The 20,341-nt window shown below is 47.0% G+C and carries 18 protein-coding genes; 6 read left to right on the forward strand and 12 right to left on the reverse strand.

Annotated elements, in window-relative coordinates; all coding sequences use genetic code 11:
- Nucleotides 1-374 precede the first annotated feature (374 nt).
- Complete coding sequence (locus GO003_RS04145) at nucleotides 375-704, forward strand: hypothetical protein (protein WP_206444812.1); 330 nt, start codon at nucleotides 375-377, stop codon at nucleotides 702-704.
- Nucleotides 705-797: 93 nt separating this feature from the next.
- Nucleotides 798-1,562 carry a complement resistance protein TraT gene (locus tag GO003_RS04150; protein WP_159659170.1) on the forward strand — a complete coding sequence of 255 codons (765 nt, stop codon included), beginning with the start codon at nucleotides 798-800 and terminating at the stop codon, nucleotides 1,560-1,562.
- A 228-nt stretch (nucleotides 1,563-1,790) separates the two neighbouring features.
- Here the strand turns inward: GO003_RS04150 and gor are convergent, their stop codons facing one another.
- The 7 genes from gor to speA all read right to left on the reverse strand — a co-directional run bounded on the left by gor (nucleotide 1,791) and on the right by speA (nucleotide 11,737).
- Complete coding sequence (gene gor / locus GO003_RS04155; protein WP_159659169.1) at nucleotides 1,791-3,143, reverse strand: glutathione-disulfide reductase; 1,353 nt, start codon at nucleotides 3,141-3,143, stop codon at nucleotides 1,791-1,793.
- A 214-nt stretch (nucleotides 3,144-3,357) separates the two neighbouring features.
- Nucleotides 3,358-3,882, reverse strand: a complete 525-nt coding sequence (locus GO003_RS04160) for a peroxiredoxin (protein WP_159659168.1) — start codon at nucleotides 3,880-3,882, stop codon at nucleotides 3,358-3,360.
- 29 nt (nucleotides 3,883-3,911) lie between these two features.
- The gene (locus tag GO003_RS04165) at nucleotides 3,912-4,199 is read right to left on the reverse strand and encodes an encapsulin-associated ferritin-like protein (RefSeq protein WP_159659167.1); all 288 of its coding nucleotides are present in this window, start codon (nucleotides 4,197-4,199) and stop codon (nucleotides 3,912-3,914) included.
- Between the two features lie 363 nt (nucleotides 4,200-4,562).
- Nucleotides 4,563-6,950: a Lon protease family protein gene (locus GO003_RS04170; RefSeq protein ID WP_159659166.1), complete on the reverse strand. Its 2,388-nt coding sequence runs from the start codon at nucleotides 6,948-6,950 to the stop codon at nucleotides 4,563-4,565.
- Between the two features lie 230 nt (nucleotides 6,951-7,180).
- Complete coding sequence (locus tag GO003_RS04175; RefSeq protein WP_159659165.1) at nucleotides 7,181-8,752, reverse strand: methyl-accepting chemotaxis protein; 1,572 nt, start codon at nucleotides 8,750-8,752, stop codon at nucleotides 7,181-7,183.
- A gap of 287 nt (nucleotides 8,753-9,039) precedes the next feature.
- On the reverse strand, nucleotides 9,040-9,900 hold the full coding sequence (locus GO003_RS04180) for an NAD(P)-dependent oxidoreductase (RefSeq protein ID WP_159659164.1): 861 nt from the start codon (nucleotides 9,898-9,900) through the stop codon (nucleotides 9,040-9,042).
- Between the two features lies 1 nt (nucleotide 9,901).
- The gene (speA, locus tag GO003_RS04185; protein ID WP_159659163.1) at nucleotides 9,902-11,737 is read right to left on the reverse strand and encodes a biosynthetic arginine decarboxylase; all 1,836 of its coding nucleotides are present in this window, start codon (nucleotides 11,735-11,737) and stop codon (nucleotides 9,902-9,904) included.
- Nucleotides 11,738-11,901: 164 nt separating this feature from the next.
- On the opposite strand from speA, the gene speE reads away from it, so the two are divergent.
- The 4 genes from speE (at nucleotide 11,902) to GO003_RS04205 (ending at nucleotide 15,262) form a co-directional block, all read left to right on the forward strand.
- Nucleotides 11,902-12,747 (forward strand): polyamine aminopropyltransferase, encoded by an 846-nt coding sequence (gene speE / locus GO003_RS04190; RefSeq protein ID WP_159659162.1) that lies wholly within the window; start codon nucleotides 11,902-11,904, stop codon nucleotides 12,745-12,747.
- 30 nt (nucleotides 12,748-12,777) lie between these two features.
- The gene (locus GO003_RS04195; RefSeq protein ID WP_159659161.1) at nucleotides 12,778-13,350 is read left to right on the forward strand and encodes a MarR family winged helix-turn-helix transcriptional regulator; all 573 of its coding nucleotides are present in this window, start codon (nucleotides 12,778-12,780) and stop codon (nucleotides 13,348-13,350) included.
- Between the two features lie 46 nt (nucleotides 13,351-13,396).
- A complete protein-coding gene (ubiK, locus tag GO003_RS04200) occupies nucleotides 13,397-13,654 on the forward strand; it encodes a ubiquinone biosynthesis accessory factor UbiK (RefSeq protein WP_159659160.1) in 258 nt (85 codons plus the stop codon).
- 96 nt (nucleotides 13,655-13,750) lie between these two features.
- Nucleotides 13,751-15,262 carry a YifB family Mg chelatase-like AAA ATPase gene (locus tag GO003_RS04205; RefSeq protein ID WP_159659159.1) on the forward strand — a complete coding sequence of 504 codons (1,512 nt, stop codon included), beginning with the start codon at nucleotides 13,751-13,753 and terminating at the stop codon, nucleotides 15,260-15,262.
- Nucleotides 15,263-15,298: 36 nt separating this feature from the next.
- Here the strand turns inward: GO003_RS04205 and GO003_RS04210 are convergent, their stop codons facing one another.
- The 5 genes from GO003_RS04210 to GO003_RS04230 form a co-directional block, all read right to left on the reverse strand.
- The gene (locus tag GO003_RS04210) at nucleotides 15,299-15,781 is read right to left on the reverse strand and encodes a DUF6515 family protein (protein ID WP_159659158.1); all 483 of its coding nucleotides are present in this window, start codon (nucleotides 15,779-15,781) and stop codon (nucleotides 15,299-15,301) included.
- 123 nt (nucleotides 15,782-15,904) lie between these two features.
- Entirely contained in the window at nucleotides 15,905-16,249 is a 345-nt protein-coding gene (locus GO003_RS04215) for a hypothetical protein (RefSeq protein WP_231088811.1), read from the reverse strand.
- 119 nt (nucleotides 16,250-16,368) lie between these two features.
- Nucleotides 16,369-17,049, reverse strand: a complete 681-nt coding sequence (locus GO003_RS04220) for a response regulator (protein WP_159659157.1) — start codon at nucleotides 17,047-17,049, stop codon at nucleotides 16,369-16,371.
- Nucleotides 17,046-18,482, reverse strand: a complete 1,437-nt coding sequence (locus tag GO003_RS04225) for an ATP-binding protein (protein WP_159659156.1) — start codon at nucleotides 18,480-18,482, stop codon at nucleotides 17,046-17,048. Before GO003_RS04225 ends, GO003_RS04220 begins: the two co-directional genes overlap by 4 nt.
- A gap of 370 nt (nucleotides 18,483-18,852) precedes the next feature.
- Nucleotides 18,853-20,340, reverse strand: coding sequence for a methyl-accepting chemotaxis protein (locus tag GO003_RS04230; RefSeq protein WP_231088812.1), 1,488 nt, complete (start codon nucleotides 20,338-20,340; stop codon nucleotides 18,853-18,855).
- Between the last annotated feature and the right edge of the window lies 1 nt (nucleotide 20,341).

Genomic DNA, 20,341 nt, shown 5'->3' on the forward strand with positions numbered 1-20,341 from the left:
ACAGGACTAAAAACAGTCTATTTGAATTTTAAAAATGTGAATTAATAGAGATACTTATAAAATTACGCCGTCTTGTAAGCGTAAGAGGGATAAGGGATGACACTTAGATAATCTTTATTTTTCTAAAAATACGGACCGTTATTTTTTAGCCTTTTGGTTATGCTGACTTCGGTCAATGCCTGCCCTTTTTTAGCGAACGGGCAATTTTCTGTAAAGAATAGCAATGCAAATTGTTTGCTTGTCACGTGATCCAGCCATCAAAAAAAGCGCTTGTCCGGCTTTTCGGTTGTCAATATTTAACCTGGAAACTACAATCGATAAGCACTTTTATGGGTTCCTGAAATTTATTGGGATCGTCAAATCAGGGGGAAATTATGGCAATACAAACAAGTAACTCTTTTAGAAGTATCACGTTAATGGCGGTTTCCCTGCTTTGCAGTGATATTGCCTTAGCGGACGAGCAAGAGGATATGCAAAATCGCTTGAATGAAATGGTGATGTCACAGCCGTTTAATGTCGCAGACAATGCAAAATTAGAAGCATACATCGAAGAAGCAACAAAAAAGGGTACGCCGCCCGTATCCACTCCCAGTAAATACTGGCGAAGGGGCTATACTTGCGCGGACCTTCGCCGTTATTCCTGGAATGATTATAGGGATTGCAGCTATTTCCATCGATATAACGGCTATTATTGGCCTTATTAATTGAATCCATTTGAAATCTTTTATTTTCAATTTTCCTGAATTTCAAACAATTTTTAACTTTTTATCTGGCGTAAACACTTTAAGGGGATGTTAATGGTTAATTTTAAAAGAAAAACACTTTCTCTGTTTGGGAGCGCAGTAGTGGCAGCTGTGCTCTTAAATGGATGTTCAGCAGTCCATACCTCTATTGCAAAAAAAGATCTGGACGTTCAGACCAAAATGAGCGATACCATTTTTCTTGATCCGGTAGGCCCTGATAAGAAAGTGGTGTATCTGGAGATTCGCAATACGTCTGACAAATCCAATTTTGATATCATGGATCCCATTCGCCAATCATTACAGTCGCGAGGCTACGTGGTTACGAATGATCCGGAACGTGCTCATTACTGGTTGAGAGCAAATATTTTGAGTGTTGGAAAAGCCAACCCGACAGCGGCAGAAACGGCATTGGGTTCCGGTTTTGGCGGTGCGCTGGGCGGGGCAGCAGCAGGAGCAGCGATCGGCGGTGGTTTAGGCGGCTGGTCGGGTGCCGGAATTGGCGGACTTGCCGGCGTTGCTGTGGGCGGTTTGGTTGAGACTATTGCGGATGCCGCTGTTCATGACACCACCTTCATGGTTGTGACTGATCTTGAAATCGCTGAAAAAGCCAAACAAGGCGTGATGATCAGACAGGACAGTCAACAGGATGCTAAACAAGGGATTGGCGGTTCAAGAACACAAACTTCATCAGAAGTCAGCGATAGAAAAAAATACCGCACCCGGGTCGTTAGCTCAGCAAATCAGGTCAATCTGGAGTACGAAGAGGCTGTGCCAGAGTTAACCAATGGTCTCGTTCGCTCTATTGCAGGCGTTTTTTAATACGCTATAAACACGCTGATTGTTATCTGCAGCAAACTCATCATGAACAAGACCCATTGCTTTTTCATGGTGAGTGACTCAAAAATGGCTACAACAAGCGGCCCAAAGCCAGTCCGGTAACTAAAAAACCCAATATCACCTTAGAAACTTTTTCTACCCCGTATCTTTCCGCGGAGAAAAGCCTCTAGCCGCTGCTATAAGACTTTCACAGAAAATTAAACCCGTGCATCAATCTTCAGGTTTGCGCATCGTAACGAACTCTTCAGCGGCCGTAGGGTGAATGCCTATCGTCGAGTCAAAAACGGCTTTAGTTGCTCCGGCCCGGATTGCAATCGCCATCCCTTGAATGATTTCAGCCGCATTCTCACCAACCATATGAATACCCAGCACTTTTCCGGTACTTTGCCTGACAATCATTTTCATAAGCGTCTTTTCATCCAATCCGGAAAGAGTATGTTTCATCGGCTTAAAAACGGACTTATAAATATCGATATCCTGGTAACGCTTTCTTGCTTCGGCTTCAGTCAAACCGACAGTACTTATATTAGGTTGACTGAAAACGGCCGTAGGAATATTGTCATAGTCAACGGGCGCAGGACGATCGGAATAGAGCGCATTAACCAAAGCCATTGCCTCAGCAATAGCAACCGGCGTCAGGTTGACTCTATCGGTAATATCACCCAGCGCATAAATCGAAGGAATATTGGTTTGATAATTTTCGTCAACCTTGATTGCGCCCTTGCTGCTGAGTTCCACACCCAGCCCCTCCAGACCTAACCCGGCAATATTCGGTATCCGGCCGGTTGCATATAAAACAAGATCGGCTTCAAGTGGAGCAGCCTGTCCGGTTTGCACGGTAAAACCGTTTTCATTTTTTTCTACGGATTTGATTTCAGTATTGAACAGGATCTCTATCCCTTTTTTGCGCATTTCTTCTACGCAAAATGTTCTGACATCGTCATCAAAACCTCTCAGCAGTTTATCGCCCCTGTGACAAAGCGTCGTTTTAACGCCCAGACCGTGCATGATCCCAGCAAATTCCACCGCAATGTAGCCGCCTCCGACAATCAAAATTCGTTTGGGAAGTGTGGCTAAGGCGAACATTTCATTTGAAGTGACAACGTTTTCTTTGCCAGGAATGTCAGGAACAAAAGGGCGACCGCCGGTGGCAATCAGAATTCGTTCGTAAGAAAATTGCTGCTCGCCCACTCGGACCGTATGAGTGTCCAGTAGCTTGGCTTTACCATCAATCAGGGTGACACCTGAATTATCCAGCAAACCACCGTATATGCCTTGTAAGCGCTCAATCTCCCGGTTTTTTTGAGCCAACAAACACGACCAATCGAATTGCGGCTCGCCGACCGACCAGCCAAAACCTTGCGACGCTTTAAAGTCTTCTCTGAAGCGGGAGGCGTAGACGAACAGTTTTTTGGGAACGCAACCAACATTTACACACGTGCCGCCAAGATACTGGTTTTCGGCAATTGCGACACGAACGCCCATTCCGGAAGCGGTTCGGGCCGCGCGAACGCCGCCCGAACCGGCACCGATCACAAACAGGTCATAATCATAGTGAGTCATTTGAAACCTCTCGGATCGATTTTGAAAGGATGAAAAAGAAAAGGTCGATGCGTTGACTGACCCCGGCTTAAGCTGTGTCCGGATTCTAAAACCCGCGATCTTCGTTACTGTTCAGCGAATCACTCAATGGCCGCAAACCATTGATTTATCAAGCCATCTACAACAGGACTTTGCATTCATGCCTTACAAGGATGACTTCACACGTACTGAATAGTTAACGGTCTTTCAGATAAGCCAGCATGGTGTCTGCATCGCTAACCGTGAAAGGATCGTCGGGGCAATTGTCGGAAAGACCCGGTTCACTGAACACCTTGAAGATTGCTTTATCGTCAACCAGCATTGAATAACGCCAGGAACGGTAGCCGAAGCCCAGGTTTTCCTTTTTGACTAGCATACCCATGCCCCGCGAAAAATCCCCATTTCCGTCGGGCAGCATTTTCACATGCTGAATACCCTGATGTTTCCCCCACTGAAACATCGTGAAAGCATCGTTAACACTTAAGCAATAGACTTCATCAACGCCTTGATCGATAAGTTCCTGGTATTTTGCCTCATAACCCGGCAGATGCGTGCTTGAACATGTGGGCGTAAATGCCCCCGGCAATGCGAATAGAACTATTTTTTTACCTTTGAAAATATCATCGGTGCCGACATCCTGCCAGCGAAAAGGATTTTCGCCTCCGATACTTTCATCACGGACGCGGGTTTTAAAAACTACATTTGGCACGGTATAAGTCATTTGAATTCTCCGGAAGTCGGTTCAAGCTGTTAATGATGAGCAAGTGGCTTATCCGTAAACAGATAATCACGTAATTCACTGTTAAATTTAGGATCCTGTCTGCGTATCCATTCCAGCAGCATTGCCGCGTGCTCTTTCTCTTCATCGCGGTTATGTGCGAGTATGCCTTTCAGCTCATTATTCTTGCAGGCGTCGACTCTTTGGTTATACCAGTCGACCGCTTCAAGTTCCTCCATCAAAGAGGTAATGGCTCTATGCATGTCCCGCGTTTCATCAGAAAGCTCGCTAATAGATTCGTGATAACCTTCATTTGACATGGTTGAATCCTCGTTAAAAGAGTTAAAAAAGTCTGCCTTAGTGAGTTCATGTGCAATAGTTTTATCGTCACAGCCAACTCATTTTTCAAGCAAGACCAGTTTATCGATCATTTGCCTTAATTAGAAATTGATTGTTACTATCAGAACAATTGATTTCATCAATAAAAAGCCATGCAATGCTTTGGGATTCAGGATTAAATCAGACGCAGATGAATAAGCCACGTTGTACAAAGGAGGGACGAGCGCGCAAAGTCCGTTCAGAAACGGCATTTTAGGAAAAACAACGGCTCTTAAATTTAGAACGTAAGGAATCAACTTGATCGGTGATTCCTTAATGTGACAAGGTGATTGATGGCTTTTAGATCAGGCGCCTTCCTCTTTATCTTCTTCATTCGTCATATCCGATATGGCTTTCAAGCGCAAAATAGCTTTGTAGTTAACGCTATTCTCCGGATAGTTGCCTTCTTCATCGGTTGCCCCGGCAGGCTGACCCATCAGTATTTCCAGAGTTTCATCGACATTTGAAACCGTATAGACACTGAATAATCCCTGGGCGACTGCGTCGACCACTTCCTTCATGAGCATTAGATTACGTTGATTCGCTTTAGGAACAATGACGCCCTGCTCACCGTTTAGCCCGCGTGCCTGACAAAGCCTGAAAAACCCTTCGATTTTTTCATTGACCCCGCCAATTGCCTGCACCTCACCGTATTGATTGATGGAGCCGGTCACAGCAAATGTTTGTTTGATAGGCGTTAATGTCAAAGCCGAAATCAAACTGCACAGCTCAGCCAGAGAGGCGCTGTCGCCGTCAATATAACCGTAGGATTGCTCTATCGCGATGCTGGCGGAAATGGCCAGGGGAAATTGCTGCGCGTAACAATGTCCTAAATAGCCGGTCAGAATCATCACCCCTTTGGAATGCAAGGCCTGTCCCAGTTCCACTTCCCGCTCAATATCGACTATACCGCGGGAGCCCGGATAAACCGTTGTGGTTATACGGGCAGGGGCACCGAAACTGCTGCCACCGATTTCAAGCACCGTAAGACCGTTCACTTTGCCGATGGCACCACCTTCGGTATCAATCAGAATAGTGCCGTCCAGCATTTCTTCGAGTATCGCTTCCGAAATTCGCCCATTGCGATGTTCACGCGCCGCCAGCGCTTTTTCTACAAACTGTTTATCGATGACATCAACAGCCGCCTGCGTGCTTAATAAGTTGGCCTCGCCTATGATTTCCAGCGAATCGTTGATATGCGCAGACAAGCGGCGCTGATGCTCGGCCTGACGGCAACTGTGCTCGATAAGTCTTTCAATCGCGCATCGCGTCAGGGGTTTTGCTCCGGAATCGGCAGCTTGCTTAACCATCAATGTCGCAAACTGCTGAATGGATAACGGCGTAATCTTGATATGATCATCAAAGTCGGCCAATATCCTGAACATTTCGTTAAATTCATTATCCAGTTCTTGCAACAAGTAATAGATGTCCCGGGAACCGACCAGGATCACTTTTATATTAAGCGGAATAACTTCCGGCTTCAGCGTCATGGTAGTGATGCCCAATTCCGAATAAGGCGACTCGATTTCAATTTTGCCGGATTTCAACGCCCGTTTTAAGCCTTCCCAAACAAACGGGTAGTTCAATAGTTTATCGGCATCAAGAATCAGATAACCGCCATTGGCCTTATGCAGGGAACCGGGGCAGATGCGCCGGTAATTGGTGACCAAGGTGCCTTGCTCATTCTGATATTCGATGCGGCCAAACAGGTTCTGATAGATAGGATGGGGTTCGTAAATGACCGGTGCGCCGCTGCCCTGCTTGTAATCGATGAGAATGTTGGGCGCGTAGCGCTCGACAAGCAACTGGCGTTTGGTTTGATTATCCCGGGAATCCATGAATGGCAGATTCGCCAGTTCAATGGCAATGCTGTTGCGCAAATCTTTTTTAATTTCAGCCAGATAAGTGATGACATCATCAATATTCTGATACTGTTTCTTCAATTCTTTAAACAGCGGTGTAATCGCTTGTGTAATCGTTAAATCATCCAGCTCCCGGATGTCTTTAACCATCGCCCGGCGCCATTGTGGTAATTCCAGCAACACATCGCTCAGAAAATTTTCCAGTATTTCCACCTGGGCTTTAAAAGCCTCGCGCTCTTCCTGAGGAAGCTGGGTAAACTGATCTTCGTCCAGGGATTTATTATCCCGGACAGGGAGAAAGGTGATCGTTTCGCTCTCTCGATAAACAGCAATTCCTGCCTCCTGCGCCCGGTTTTCAACCTGACTCAATGCAGCATTATATTTCTGATTGAACGCCCGCTCTATGGCACTCTTTTTTTGCTGATAGGTCGGGCTTTCAAAAACAGCGGGAAATGTCGCCAATAAATTATCGATTAATTTGTCAATGTCTTTACTGAATTTTGCACCGACGCCCGCCGGTAATTCGATGGCAACGGGTTCACGAAGATTTTCAAAATTATCGACATAAGCAAAACTGGGCGGAGCAGCATGATGTTGTGCCAGACTGTCCAGATGGCTGGTAATCATCGACAAACGCCCCGTACCAGGCTCACCCATGACATAAATGTTATAACCGGAATTCTGCATGCTGACGCCAAATTCCAACGCGGATTGCGCCCGGGTCTGTCCCAGAATGGGTGGTTGTGATTTGGTGGTCAGCGAATAATCAATTTCCTGGAGATCTATGGTTAATCTCAGGACTTCCGGAGCAAGGGGAAAATGTTCGGACATGGATAAAGGGACTCGACAGCAAACAAACCGACGATTCTACCATTTAAGCCGGGAATTATGTTTAACCTGTCGCCTCGTCATCAGCTAAAAGAGCCGTTGACTCGCATAAAAGTACAACAAGTTTTGATTTTAGTGGCAGGTATGAAGCCCAAACAAAGCCCGGCAGCCTTTATAGGGCTTGATTCCGGCTGAGATATCTTGATGCTGGAAGCAGCAGATAATCAGGTTTTTCAATCATTGAATTGTTCGACCATGATGTCCAGCGTTCTACTGAGCTCTGACAAGTCTTCGCAAGATCGGCCGGCTTTAGCTGCGTGACTGGATGTTTCCTGAGATAGCCTGTCAATAGCGACTATATTTCGGGCTATTTCTGCGGAGACAGCGTGCTGTTGCTCCGCCGCAGTTGCAATTTGTAAGGTCATGTCACTGATGGTGTTCACCGAATTATTGGTCTCAATCAATAATTGGGTCGATATTTGGCCTTGTTCCGCACTTTCAGAAGCTTTTCTTCGAACTTTCGCCATTTCTTCTACTGTCCTGCTTGTCCCCTGTTGCAAGGCCTGAATCATCGAATTGATTTCCTCAGTTGACTTTTGGGTACGTCCTGCCAAAGTCCTCACTTCATCGGCAACCACTGCAAACCCGCGTCCCTGTTCTCCTGCCCGGGCAGCTTCAATTGCTGCGTTTAAAGCCAGCAAATTCGTTTGCTCGGCAATGCTTTTAATCACATCAAGCACACCGCTGATATCCAGGCTGTTTTTGGCCAAATGCTGAATGGCTGTTTCGGCGCCATCGATTTCTTGGGACAAAGAGCTTATCAAATCAAGTGTTTCACTGACACGCGACAAGGTTTGCTTCGATTGCTGATTGGCATCCGTCGCTGCTTTAGCGGCATTACTGGCGCTTCGGGCAACTTCATCGATAGTACCGGTCAATTGCTGGACAGCACTGGCGATGCTATGAGTTTCTTGTAACTGATGGTGCATGGCCACCGTCACCTCGTTGACGGCAGAATTGGTCTCTTCGGCTTTTTGTAAAAGTGTCTCAGTTGACTGGGTCAGGCGCAGAATAATAGTTCTTGATTTTGCCTTAAGCAGTTTAAACGTCAGGAGTAATTGGCCTGCCTCCGTTTTATCGCGGGTATAGATGTGCTGCATTAATGGATTGTTGACTTCTTTCCTGGCAGTCTCCACGACATCTTGGAGTGGAGACAGAATTATCCTGATGAGCAATGAAGAAACCAGTGTCGCCAGTGAAAAAGAAATGCCTGCCGATACTGGGCCGATTTCTCCCATTAGGTACAAGGCGGAAAACAAAACAGCGAACAGGGATGCGTTACCAAACATAATCCGGCCAAGAATACCCAGACGTCGGGAGTTAAGATCGGCCGATTTCCCTGATTGTATGTTTTTATAAAGTTGTTCGGCACGATCCAGAAGTTCACTATCGGGTTTAACGCGAACCGATTCAAAACCGATAACCCGGCCTTTTTCGATACGAGGCGTGACAAAAGCATCAACCCAGTAATGGTCACCGTTTTTGCAGCGATTTTTAACGATTCCCATCCAGGGTTTTCCCGCACTGATCGTTCCCCACATATCCGCAAATGCTTCACTGGGCATATCGGGATGCCGGACAATATTGTGGTTATGATTTAGCAATTCCTCTTCACTAAATCCGCTTAATTTGATGAAGTCAGGATTAACGTAACTTATAACGCCATTAGGGTCGGTAGCCGAAGTCAGGACCAGCGCACCGGGGTAATCAATAGCGTTTTGGGTAACAGGAAGGTTGTTTCTCATGATAGCCCTATAGGTAGTTTCATGTTTCCAAAGAGTGAAGCGGCAAACAGGTGTTGCTTAATCCTCATACCAAAAGCTTAGCTGATAATGGATTCCACGCAGAATAAGATTTGGATAACATGCTGGGGCGTTTCCTGGTAAGAAGCTTCGCGCAATACGGGAATTCAATGACAATGATCTTTGTAACTACTCGCCCTCTTGGAATTGAATGTGTAGGTGATTGATTGAAAAGGCTCTGCAACAGGGATATCTTCATGCGTCCTTATTTCGCTTAAGCTTCATCCAGGCTACTTTTTGTCCCGCTTCAAACGGTAAAGCGCCGAAATATCCTCGTCACCAAAACCTTGAGCCATCAGTTGTTCATAATCTTTCACCGTCTTATCCGACAGCGGTATTGCTGACCCTGATTTTTGAGCCATGTGCCGGCAAATGTTCAGGTCTTTGTGATGCAGCGCCAGCTTGAAGCCGGGGGCAAAAGTGCCCTGGGTCATTGTGAGGCCCCGGTGTTCCAGAAACCAGTTGCCTGAGGCACCGCCGGAGATGACGTCGACGACTTTATCCATGGGCAAGCCTTGTGCCTGGCCAAATGCCAACGCTTCGGTGACAGCCTGGCTGATGCCTGCACACATGATTTGATTGACGGCTTTAGTCGCCTGACCCATGCCTACCGGACCCATGTGGACGATGCGTTTGGTCATCGCGGCCAATACCGGACGAACACGCTCCAACGCGTCGGCATCCCCGCCAACCATCGTGACCAGTGTCCCGTTATTGGCGCCTTCAACACCGCCTGATACCGGCGCATCCAGAAAGTCAACCTGCTTTTCGGCCATCATGGCTGCCGCTTGAAGCGCAGTGTCGCTGCTCACGGTGGACATATCGATAACGACAGTCCCGGGTTTGATTGAGTCCGCAATCGCGTTAACCACCGCCAGCACATCCTGATCGGCTGAAATACAGATCAGCACCACATCCACCACTTGTGCCAATTCGGCAGGATCAGTGTGAGCGCTGACCCTAAGTTCATCGGCCAAATCATGCGCTTTACTTTCCGTGCGGTTGTAAACGGCGGCCAGCAAACCGGCTTTGGCCAGATTCCTTGCCATGCCCAAACCCATGGCACCTAAGCCAATCAAACCTGCTTTCATATTATTTCTCCAGGTACGTGTAAGAAACCAAACCGGCGTCCAGTTCTTTCAGGTACATTTGGCGCAGTGTTTCGTTGATATCGCTGAGTGCCAGTTTTTGCCGGTACGCCGCTCTTAATTCTTCCGGATTGATGTGCACATAATCCAGCAAGTCACCGACATTTTCGCCGATCTGCAAGTCGGAAAAATGGTAACCGTTAGGATCCAGCTCAATGTTGATCGAATGGGTATCGCCGAACAGATTATGCATATCGCCCAGGATTTCCTGGTAAGCCCCGACCATAAAAAAACCGATCAAATAGGGCTCATTTAAATCGATAGCATGCACAGGCAAGGTTTTTTCAATGTTCTGTCCGTCCACATAAAGGTCTATCACGCCATCGGAATCGCAGGTCAGATCTTGTAATACGGCGCGCCGATCAGGTTGCTCGTTAAGCCGGTGAATAGGCATGATGGGGAAAACCTGATCTATACCCCAAATATCGGGCAATGATTGAAATAGCGAGAAATTACAAAACACTTTATCGGCCAGTTTCTCGTTAAGCTCGGCAAGAATGGATGATTCGCTGTGAATATTCGGATTGAGCTGACTTTTTATTTGCTGAAAAACCTGGATCTGTTGTTGCTCGGCGGTTGCCAGTTCAGTCAAGCCAAGTTTGCCTTGAGCGAATGCCTGACGCGCCTCGGCCAGGACGAATTGCGCATCATGATAAAGCTCGGCGATATTGTGTAGCGGCTGCACGGCGGGTTCACCCGATTGACCGATATAGACTTCAAGGTCGGTAACATTAGTGATCAGCACCGCATGATGCGCGGTCAGTGCGCGGCCGGATTCGGTAATAATGTTGGGGTGCGCGATACCGTGTTCACTGCAGCTATCGGCAAAACTGCGAACGATATTTTGCGCATACTCTTCCATGCTGTAGTTAATGGAGCATTCCCGCCGCGAGCGACTACCGTCATAATCGACGCCCAATCCACCGCCGGCGTCAACGGTATCAATGGGGGCACCCAGTTTGTGCAACTCCACATAAAACTGACCGGCTTCTTTAAGCGCGACTTTAATATCACGGATGTTGGCGATTTGCGATCCCATGTGAAAGTGCATCAACTTCAAGCAATCCAACAAATTTTCTTGCTTGAGCCGAGTGATCAGATGCAGAAGATCGGCGGCATGAAAACCGAATTTGGATTTTTCGCCGCCGCTGTTCTGCCATTTACCGGCGCTGATGCTCGATAAACGCACGCGAACGCCCAGCTGCGGCTTTATGTTGAGTTGCGCAGCTTCCTGCAAAATCATTTCCAGTTCAGACGGCTTTTCGATGACGATATAGACATTCATCCCCATCTTTAAACCGATCAGGGCCAAACGGATATACGCGCGGTCTTTGTATCCGTTGCAAACGATCAAACCGTGTTTGGATAAAGCCAGTATCGCCAGCAATTCCGGTTTGCTTCCGGCTTCCAGGCCGACATTGTCACTTGCCAAAATGCCTTCTATGACTTTACGCTGCTGATTGACCTTGATCGGATAAACCGGCGTGTAATGGCCCTGATAGTGATTATTACGGCAGGCTTTATCAAATGCTTGCTGCAATTGTCTCACCCTGTTTTTTAAAATATCGGTAAAACGAACCAGTACCGGCAACGACAGGTTTTTTTCTTTCAACGTTTGGGCTATTTCAAACAAATCCAGCTCTACCGGCAGATCGGGATCGGGCTTGACTGACACCCGTCCGGCTTTATTGATGGAGAAAAAGCCGTCTCCCCAATTGTCGATTGAGTAAATTTCCGCTGATTCTTCGATGGTCCATGGTTTTGATGGGTTAGGTTGCACGTCTTGCCTCTGTTCCTAAATTTCGGTTACTTATCACGTTGTTGTGAATGGCGGAAGATCTTAAATTTGGAGAGGCTGATTTGTTCAGCACTTCCCCTTATGTCACAAAATTCTAATATAATGCCCGTATTATTGTTTCATTTTAATTTCAGGAATTATCGCACATGAATCCCTCTGAATGGTTTACCGAGCAAGTCCCCGGTGCCGAATCGGCTTTTTCATTAAAAATCAAACGTAAATTGCACGAAGAACAATCCCCGTTTCAATTTATCGAAATATACGAAACCGAAACCTTCGGCAATCTGATGGTGATAGACGGCTGTACCATGGTCTCGACCCGGGATAACTTTTTCTATCATGAAATGATGAGCCATCCGGTGTTGTTCACCCATCCCAATCCCAAAAATGTCTGGATTATCGGCGGCGGCGATTGCGGAACCCTAAAAGAAGTATTGAAACATCCAGGCGTTGAGCATGTCGTTCAGATCGATATTGATGAACGCGTCACCCGGCTGGCTGAAATTTATTTTCCTGAATTGTGTGAATCGAATGATGATCCCCGAGCCGAATTGAAATTTATCGACGGCATCAAATGGGTAAAAGACGCCGCACCCGGTTCCGTTGACATTATTATCGTCGACAGCACCGACCCCATCGGTCCGGCGGAAGGTTTGTTCGGTGCCGAATTTTACCGTGATTGTTTCAATTGTTTGTCGGATACCGGCATCGTCATTCAACAAAGCGAGTCCGCTTTATACCATCTAAAATTAATGGGCGAAATGCGTTCAGCCATGCAAGGCGCGGGTTTTGATCATCTGCAAACCGTGTTTTTCCCGCAATGTATTTATCCTTCCGGCTGGTGGAGCGCGACGATGGCATCCAAAGCCGATCTGGGTCATTTCAGAGAAATGGATGCCGCTAAAAAGGGCTTTGAAACCGTTTACTACAATATCGATATTCATCGCGCAGCGCTTGCGCAGCCGGAATTTTTTAAGCGTGCTTTTGCATAATAACTGCGCGCTGTTCGGCGACAGGTTGGAATGCGCGAATTAAGCACGTTCAAACTGATCGACAGAATCACTACGCTCTTACGTTCTGAAGAGCGTAAGAGATATCTGGCGATGGGATTACAGCCTATCCATGTGCAAATTCTGGAATATCTCGCGCAATGCAATAGACTGAGCGATACCCCGGCAGCAGTAACCGAGTATTTCGGTCTGACCAAAGGGACCGTATCGCAGTCTTTACAAGTCCTGGAACGCAAGGGCTATATAGAAAAAACAGCTAATCCGCTGGATAGACGGATTCTGCATTTGAACTTATCGCAGGAAGGCCAAGACCTGTTGGACGAAATACTGGGGATTAATATGCTCCCCCATGCCTGCAAAACCCTGAATGACGATCAATTCGAGGAGATCAACAAGGCCCTGAATACGGCGCTGATCGCATTGCAAGCCGCTAATAACCTGAGAAGTTTCGGTGTCTGCTATACCTGTAAAAAAATGTCCGAGGTTGACAATCACTATCTGTGTGAACTAACACAAGAGCCTCTGAGCCAGGATGATACGATGAAAATTTGCCGGGAACATGTTCTGACGGAATCAGCGGATTAGCGTAAACTGTTACCATTACCTTTTAAATTATTTGAGCGAGTTTTTTATGTTTGATCCAAAAGCACTTGATGAAATTGCCAGCCGTCTTGCCAACGCGGTTCCACCCGGCCTGAACAACCTTAAAGAAGATCTGGAAAAAAACTTCCATGCGATCCTTCAAGGTGCGCTGGGTAAACTGGATTTGGTGACACGGGAAGAATTTGAAGTTCAAAAAGCCGTGCTGGCTAAAACCCGCGCCAAATTGGAAGACCTGGAAAGCCGCGTAGCCGCCCTGGAAAATCCGAGTCCGCAACAAAGCAACTGAGTTATTTCGCAGGTCTGATCCGCTTGATAACAGATACCCCTGGAAGTTGAATTTTCTCAGCCTCCAGGGTAATTAACCCTCCTTATATCGCACTCTATGTCGCTGGCAATCGTATACAGCCGTGGCCGGTCAGGTATTTCCGCACCACAGGTTACTGTCGAAGTTCATATTGCCAACGGGCTTCCTGCCTTGAGTATTGTTGGCCTTCCCGAAACGGCCGTTAAAGAAAGCAAGGACCGCGTGCGGGGCGCCATCATCAATTCACATTTTGACTTTCCAATGGAACGCCTGACCGTCAATCTGGCTCCGGCTGATTTACCCAAAGAAGGCGGACGTTTTGATTTGGCGATTGCGTTGGGTATTCTCGCCGCTTCAGGTCAAATTGCAAAAAATCGGCTGGCTGAATTTGAATGCGTGGGTGAGCTATCGCTAGGCGGTGAATTACGCCCCATTTCCGGCGTCTTGCCGGTCGCCATACAAGCCAGAAACCAGGGCAGAGCGTTGATACTGCCCCGCGAAAACAGCGCTGAGGCCGCCCTGGTGCAAGGCATTCAACTGATACCGGCCGAACATTTGCTGCAGGTTTGCGCGCATTTAAGCGGTCAGCAGATTATTCAAACCGAGATTGAAAGTGCCGTACCGGAACCCTCGGATGATGAACCCGATTTTGCCGATGTGCATGGCCAATACCATGTCAAACGCGCCTTCGAAATAGCGGCTGCGGGCAATCACAATATACTGCTGCTTGGCCCGCCAGGCACCGGCAAATCGATGCTGGCATCCAGATTGCCGACTATCCTGCCCTTGTTGTCTGAAGAGCAGGCCCAGGAAACGGCTGCGATTGCATCGGTCAGCGATCAGGGATTGAATGTTGCCAATTGGCGAAAACCGCCTTTCCGTGCACCGCATCATACCGCCTCAGCAGCCGCGTTAGTCGGAGGAGGCAGCAATCCAAAGCCCGGCGAAATCTCTTTGGCCCATAATGGCGCTTTATTTTTGGACGAATTGCCTGAATTTGACAGGAGAGTTCTGGAGGTCCTGCGTGAGCCACTGGAAACCGGACATATCACTATTTCCCGTGCTGCACGACAAGCTGATTTTCCCGCCCGATTCCAGCTTATTGCGGCCATGAATCCCTGTCCGTGCGGCTATCTGGGCGATCCTTCAGGCCGCTGTCATTGCAGCTCAGAACAAGTGGCGCGATACCGCTCCCGCATTTCCGGTCCGTTGCTCGATCGAATCGACATGCACCTGGAAGTGCCACGCGTTTCTCTTGAAGTATTAAGGAAAGGCTCGCTTCAGGGCGAAGAAAGCAGCGCGAAAATCAGAACCCGCGTCATGAAGGCCCGCGATAGAGCCGTTCTCCGGCAAGGCAAAGCCAATGATGCGCTGTCCGCCAAGGAAGTCAAACTACATTGCCCGCTCTCTGAGCAAGGTCATCAATTGCTGGAACAGGCCATGGAAAAATTCGGTTTATCGCACAGAGCCTATCACCGCATTTTAAAAGTGGCCCGGACCATTGCCGATCTGGCAGGGTCACCGACTATCGAGATAACCCACCTCAGCGAAGCCATCAGTTATCGCAAACTGGACCGAGCGTTAAAATAATCAAACGGGACAACAAATCTAATTTGACTGGACCCTTTAGCGGCGGTATCGATAAGGGTTATCAACGACCCTGTAACCTTTTTGATGCCGGGTATAGTAAGTGTCGCCTGCGACATAATAGTCGACGCCCCGCTGCTTGACACGATGATGCAGCCTTGGCAGCGATATGACAATAGCACCGACAGGCGCATCAATGAGCCTGTAACCGTTTTGATTCGGCTGATAAAAATAGCCCTCGTAATAGTAGTACTCATTTCGGCCGTGATTGAGTCGAGAAGCGCCATAGGGCAGGGGATTAATAACCCGGCCCGGGCGATAATCATTCCAATAAGGCTGTGAATAAGAGCGCTGTTGCGGCTGTGTGCTGTGCCTGCGTGTTTGCTGCCTTTCCGCAGATGCTGGACGCGGTTTCGTATAACTATGCCGCATTGAATTTTGCCCGTCATCCGCTCCGACTTCAGCTGTAAACACCAGACTAAGCCCTAAAAACAGGGCCTGTTTTGTAAGGTGATCAAACATAACACCTCCTTTTATGTGCCATGTCATAAATTGCCATGACACATTCAATGGGGATAAGTTTCCGTTGATGGACAAAGGCCAAATCAAGTGGCCTTTGCGCCCAGTCGTTTTAATTCAGATTGATTATTTTGTCACTTCCGGTTTTTCAGACCGTCTTGTTTGAGCTTTTTCACGCCATTTGTCATGACGGCGCTGCTTCATTTCTTCCAGTTTTGTAAACTGCTCGGGAGTCAGTATGGTTTTCAACTGTGACTGGGTTTCGTCATGAATAGCTTTGTATTTTTCACCTTGTTCTTTGAATACAGCCCCTACTTTGGTTTGCTGCTCTTCGGTCAAACTTAATTCCTTGCTCATCCTTTCCATCCGTTTTACCTGATGACCTTCATCGTTGCCTTTACCACCTGGATATGCAGCTACCGCCAAAGGAAATATCAGTGCCATCATGATCGCTATTTGTTTGGTTTTCATAATAATGTCTCTCGGTTAATGATTGAAAAGAGAGCGTCTTATTGCCGCCCTTGAGACAAACTATACGCAGCAAATGCGTAAACAGTTTGCAGCGATTGTGAAATAAATGTGGAAGTTTTTTACTCGCTTTTTTGCGGCTCATAACGATACCCGGCACCGTAGACCGAGTGAATGATCTCTTGCCCTGGAATCAAGCCGGTCAATTTTTTTCTCAGCTTCTTAATATGACTGTCAATGGTTCTGTCAGACACAATGCGTTGATCCTGATAGATCAAGTCCATTAGCTTGGAACGTGAGAAGATGCGTCCCGGTTGCTGATAGAGCGCATAAAACAGCTGAAATTCCACTGAGGTCAGTTCGACCCCCCTGCCGTCATACTCGACTTTGTAACTTTCCGGATAGAGCGTCAGTGACTCATCGGGCGGGGTTGTCACCGGTGTTTGCAGCCTGCGCAATACGGCTTTGACGCGAGCCACCATTTCCCTGAGACTGAAAGGTTTACAAATGTAATCATCGGCGCCCATTTCCAAACCCAGCAACCTGTCGATCTCTTCGATACGCGCGGTAACCATGATGATCGGCACTTGACTGAAGCTCCGAATATCTCGGCATATTTCCAGACCGTCCCGCCCCGGCACCATTAAATCCAGCAACACAAGATCAGCGCTGTTGTCTTTTAACCAGGGCACAACTTCCGGCCCCTGACTTAAACAATGCGTTTGAAAACCGGCGTTTTGCAGGTAATCAACTTCCAGCTGAGCCAGTTTGAGCTCATCTTCAACGATCAGGATACGGCTCATGAAGTCACCGGTAAGATAATTTGAATCGCCAGACCGCCCAAAGAAGAGGGTGCCGCTATTAGGGATCCTTCATGGGCATGAACAATATTGCTGCAAATGGCAAGACCTAAACCGGCGCCGCCCAGGTGCCGGTTTCGCGAGCTGTCGACCCGGTAGAAACGATCAAACAGGTGATTTAAATCCTGTTCAGCAACGCCCGGACTGCTGTCGGCCAATTCAATGACCAGATTGTCTTCTAAGCGCTTTACCATGATGTGTATTTGCCCACCGTGATCGGTGTAGTTAAGACTGTTAGTCAATAAATTCCGGAATAATTGGGCCATTCTATCCGGATCCGCATTGATCTTTACCGGTTTGCTGAAGCGATTGGTAAAACGGATACTGATTTCCTTATGGGTGAAATCAGGTGTAAAGGCAGTCAGGTCTTCTTGTAAAAGCAACACAGGATCCAGCAGTTTTTTCCGGTAACTCAGGGCGCCCTGGTCGGACAAAGCCAGTTGATACAGGTCATCCGTCAAACGATTGAGACGCATCACATCGCCTGATAATGATTCAATTGCTTGCGGAGTCAACGGGCGAATACCGTCCATCAATGCTTCCAGTTCCCCACGTAAAACGGCCAGAGGCGTTCGCAGCTCATGGGAAATATCCGCCACCCAACGCCTTCGACTTTGCTCTGCCTGCTCCAATGCGGCCGCCATATCGTTAAAATTGCGCGCCAACTGACCCATTTCATCTGTTGACTCAACAGGCAAGCGGGTCTTGTAATTGCCGACAGCCAACTCTTTGGCCGCCGAAATAATGCGCTTGAGAGGCCGTCCCAACAGGTACGCCAGAAACCAGGCGATTAAGGCGGAAAGGACTACCATCACCAAAGCAATCCCGATCAACAATTGGGTTTGCCTTTTCATGAAAAAAATATCACTGGGTTGATTCACCGCACTGCCCGGCATAAGCCCCAGGTAACCTACCGTTTGTTGATTATGTTGAATTGAATGCAATGTTAACTGGGGCAATGACTCTTTGCGGCCAAAAATAATCGATTTTTCGGTATTTAACAGCATGACACGCAGTTCAAAAGGTGTGATCCGTCTTTGTTTAATTTTGTCTGTTAATGCGGGAGGCCACAGGTTTTCCGGTTCCAGTTGCGCCTGTCTGATGATATGTCTGGGTGGACGATGCCGATGTGGGTCAGCGCGCCAGAGCAATAAAATCCAGCTCTGCTTGCTTGCCGCCAGTTTATCCCAGCCTTTATTTTCAGCATAATGCTCTTCCAACTCTTCAATCAGTGTACTCACCCGTTCTTTTTCTCTTTTTTCGACAAATTCCGTGAACCCTTTTTCCAGGGACCACCGGGTAAAAAGATGCATTCCCACGACCACCACTAAAGTCGTCAGTAAAAAGGTTAAGAATAATTTGACTCTGATTGACATGAATGGCTCGCGATGGATTTGCGGACGATAAGCTGACGTTATGTTACGGCAATTGTCATGCGAAATTGTGCAAAAAATAGGGAATACAGCATCTAACGAAGAAACAGTGCTGTTTTAAGGACTGACCAGCATTCCAAGTTTGAACTTTTATGTGGCTTTGAGGGTAGGCATAAGCCTTGCGAGGAACGCCGTAGATCCATCCACGGGGGCTTGACAGCAGCATCCCTGCTGCTGACATCCCCGCAAAGCTTACGCCTACCCTTTTTTATCATCAAACTGGGAATTGCTGAAGACTGACGGCTATAAGGAGGGTTTTGCTTACATCCTCTATTTAAAGGTAATCCCATCCCTGAATTGTTTTGGCGTCTCTCTAATACCCTCTGCTGTGTTTTTCTTCGACCATCTCATCTATTAAAGCCATGACATCGGCGCTGGCTTCCTCCGAACGCCGCATGGAAGCAATAATATTATCGAGTAAGGATTGATTAACCTGCCAATCTTCTCTCGATCCACTATAGGCTTGTTGTGTGTATTTATGAACATCCGAATGAGGAAGATTAATTTTTGCATAAGCATTGGTTGTTCTGAATTTTTCGTAACCCAATCCTTCGAAATACCATTTGCCGAGTCTACAATTTTTATGCGACACATTGATCGCATCTGCTTGTGAACAATTTACCTGATTTTCAATGGCAATATAGCCGTTTTGCTTGTAAACGATATGATCCACTTTAGTCAACAATGCAAAGCTTTTGTCTTTGGCGTAAGCAATGTAATCAACAGAGTTTTTTGCTGATTGCGATAATTCAGCAAATTGACCTCTGAATTCGTTGACATGATCCATGATGTTTTGAGATATCTCAGCTGAGGTTTCCGCTTCGTCACGCATTTGTCTTACACGTTTATTGAATGAGTCCAGCGTTTTAGTCACTTCAAGAGCTGCATTCTTGGTATGTTCCGACAGATTTTTTACTTCTTCTGCTACTACGGCAAAGCCGCGGCCATGCTCACCCGCCCTGGCCGCTTCTATGGAAGCATTTAAGGCAAGCAAATTGGTTTGGTCAGCAATACCGGTAATCATGGACAGCGACTCGGTCACTTTTTTACTGTCATCGATCAACGCACTGATTACGTCAGTCACCGAATGAATATTGTGATTGATATTGCTCAGCGATTTACTGATCGTGTCAACGGAAGAAAGGCTGTTTTCAGCGTTATTGCCTGTGTTAGCGGCAATATCTTCCACTTTCTGCATTTGATCGCTGATGCTGATTAAATCTTGTTGATTGGATTTCAGGTTATTCAACAAATTGGATGTATTAAGACCATGTAATCCAGCTGAGAGGCGGTTCTTTTTAATCATAATTTCGTTTTTCGCCATCAGTTTTAAAGCAATATTGACTGATTTAGCTGACGTTTTAATCAAGCCGGGAAAACCATCAGCCAAGGTATAACGGTCATGATTGCCTTTGGAGACTTGATCGAAACACGTCGTAATTTCCTTAAAATAGGATTCCATGATATCCAGCGTTTCATTTAATTCCCAGGCAATCTTGCCCAGTTCCCCCATACCTTTGGTACCGGTTATGCGATGATAAAGTTCGCCTTCATTCGTTTTTAACAGCACATTTTGTATTGCAATTATGACTCTGAAATACTTGTTAGCTGAATTTCGGGCAATGAGTGCAATGGTGATCAAGGCTAAATTGATCAATAAATTGATCCATGAAAATTCGTAGGCATAGATAGTGAAGGCCATGTTTGCCAGAGCCAACAAAGAAACGCTGACGGTCAAATAAAATACAATTGTTTTAAGGTAAGGGATATTTGCGCTGGAATGGTCTGAATTTGCACTCACC

Origin of the sequence: Methylicorpusculum oleiharenae (assembly GCF_009828925.2) — a bacterium.
GTDB classification, from domain to species: domain Bacteria; phylum Pseudomonadota; class Gammaproteobacteria; order Methylococcales; family Methylomonadaceae; genus Methylicorpusculum; species Methylicorpusculum oleiharenae.

Coding starts and splice junctions, on each gene's coding strand:
- GO003_RS04145 (WP_206444812.1), top strand. CDS start 375: ATGGCAATACAAACAAGTAACTCTTTTAGAAGTATCACGTTAATGGCG.
- GO003_RS04150 (WP_159659170.1), top strand. CDS start 798: ATGGTTAATTTTAAAAGAAAAACACTTTCTCTGTTTGGGAGCGCAGTA.
- gor (WP_159659169.1), bottom strand. CDS start 3,143: ATGACTCACTATGATTATGACCTGTTTGTGATCGGTGCCGGTTCGGGC.
- GO003_RS04160 (WP_159659168.1), bottom strand. CDS start 3,882: ATGACTTATACCGTGCCAAATGTAGTTTTTAAAACCCGCGTCCGTGAT.
- GO003_RS04165 (WP_159659167.1), bottom strand. CDS start 4,199: ATGTCAAATGAAGGTTATCACGAATCTATTAGCGAGCTTTCTGATGAA.
- GO003_RS04170 (WP_159659166.1), bottom strand. CDS start 6,950: ATGTCCGAACATTTTCCCCTTGCTCCGGAAGTCCTGAGATTAACCATA.
- GO003_RS04175 (WP_159659165.1), bottom strand. CDS start 8,752: ATGAGAAACAACCTTCCTGTTACCCAAAACGCTATTGATTACCCCGGT.
- GO003_RS04180 (WP_159659164.1), bottom strand. CDS start 9,900: ATGAAAGCAGGTTTGATTGGCTTAGGTGCCATGGGTTTGGGCATGGCA.
- speE (WP_159659162.1), top strand. CDS start 11,902: ATGAATCCCTCTGAATGGTTTACCGAGCAAGTCCCCGGTGCCGAATCG.
- GO003_RS04195 (WP_159659161.1), top strand. CDS start 12,778: ATGCGCGAATTAAGCACGTTCAAACTGATCGACAGAATCACTACGCTC.
- ubiK (WP_159659160.1), top strand. CDS start 13,397: ATGTTTGATCCAAAAGCACTTGATGAAATTGCCAGCCGTCTTGCCAAC.
- GO003_RS04205 (WP_159659159.1), top strand. CDS start 13,751: ATGTCGCTGGCAATCGTATACAGCCGTGGCCGGTCAGGTATTTCCGCA.
- GO003_RS04210 (WP_159659158.1), bottom strand. CDS start 15,781: ATGTTTGATCACCTTACAAAACAGGCCCTGTTTTTAGGGCTTAGTCTG.
- GO003_RS04215 (WP_231088811.1), bottom strand. CDS start 16,249: ATGAAAACCAAACAAATAGCGATCATGATGGCACTGATATTTCCTTTG.
- GO003_RS04220 (WP_159659157.1), bottom strand. CDS start 17,049: ATGAGCCGTATCCTGATCGTTGAAGATGAGCTCAAACTGGCTCAGCTG.
- GO003_RS04225 (WP_159659156.1), bottom strand. CDS start 18,482: ATGTCAATCAGAGTCAAATTATTCTTAACCTTTTTACTGACGACTTTA.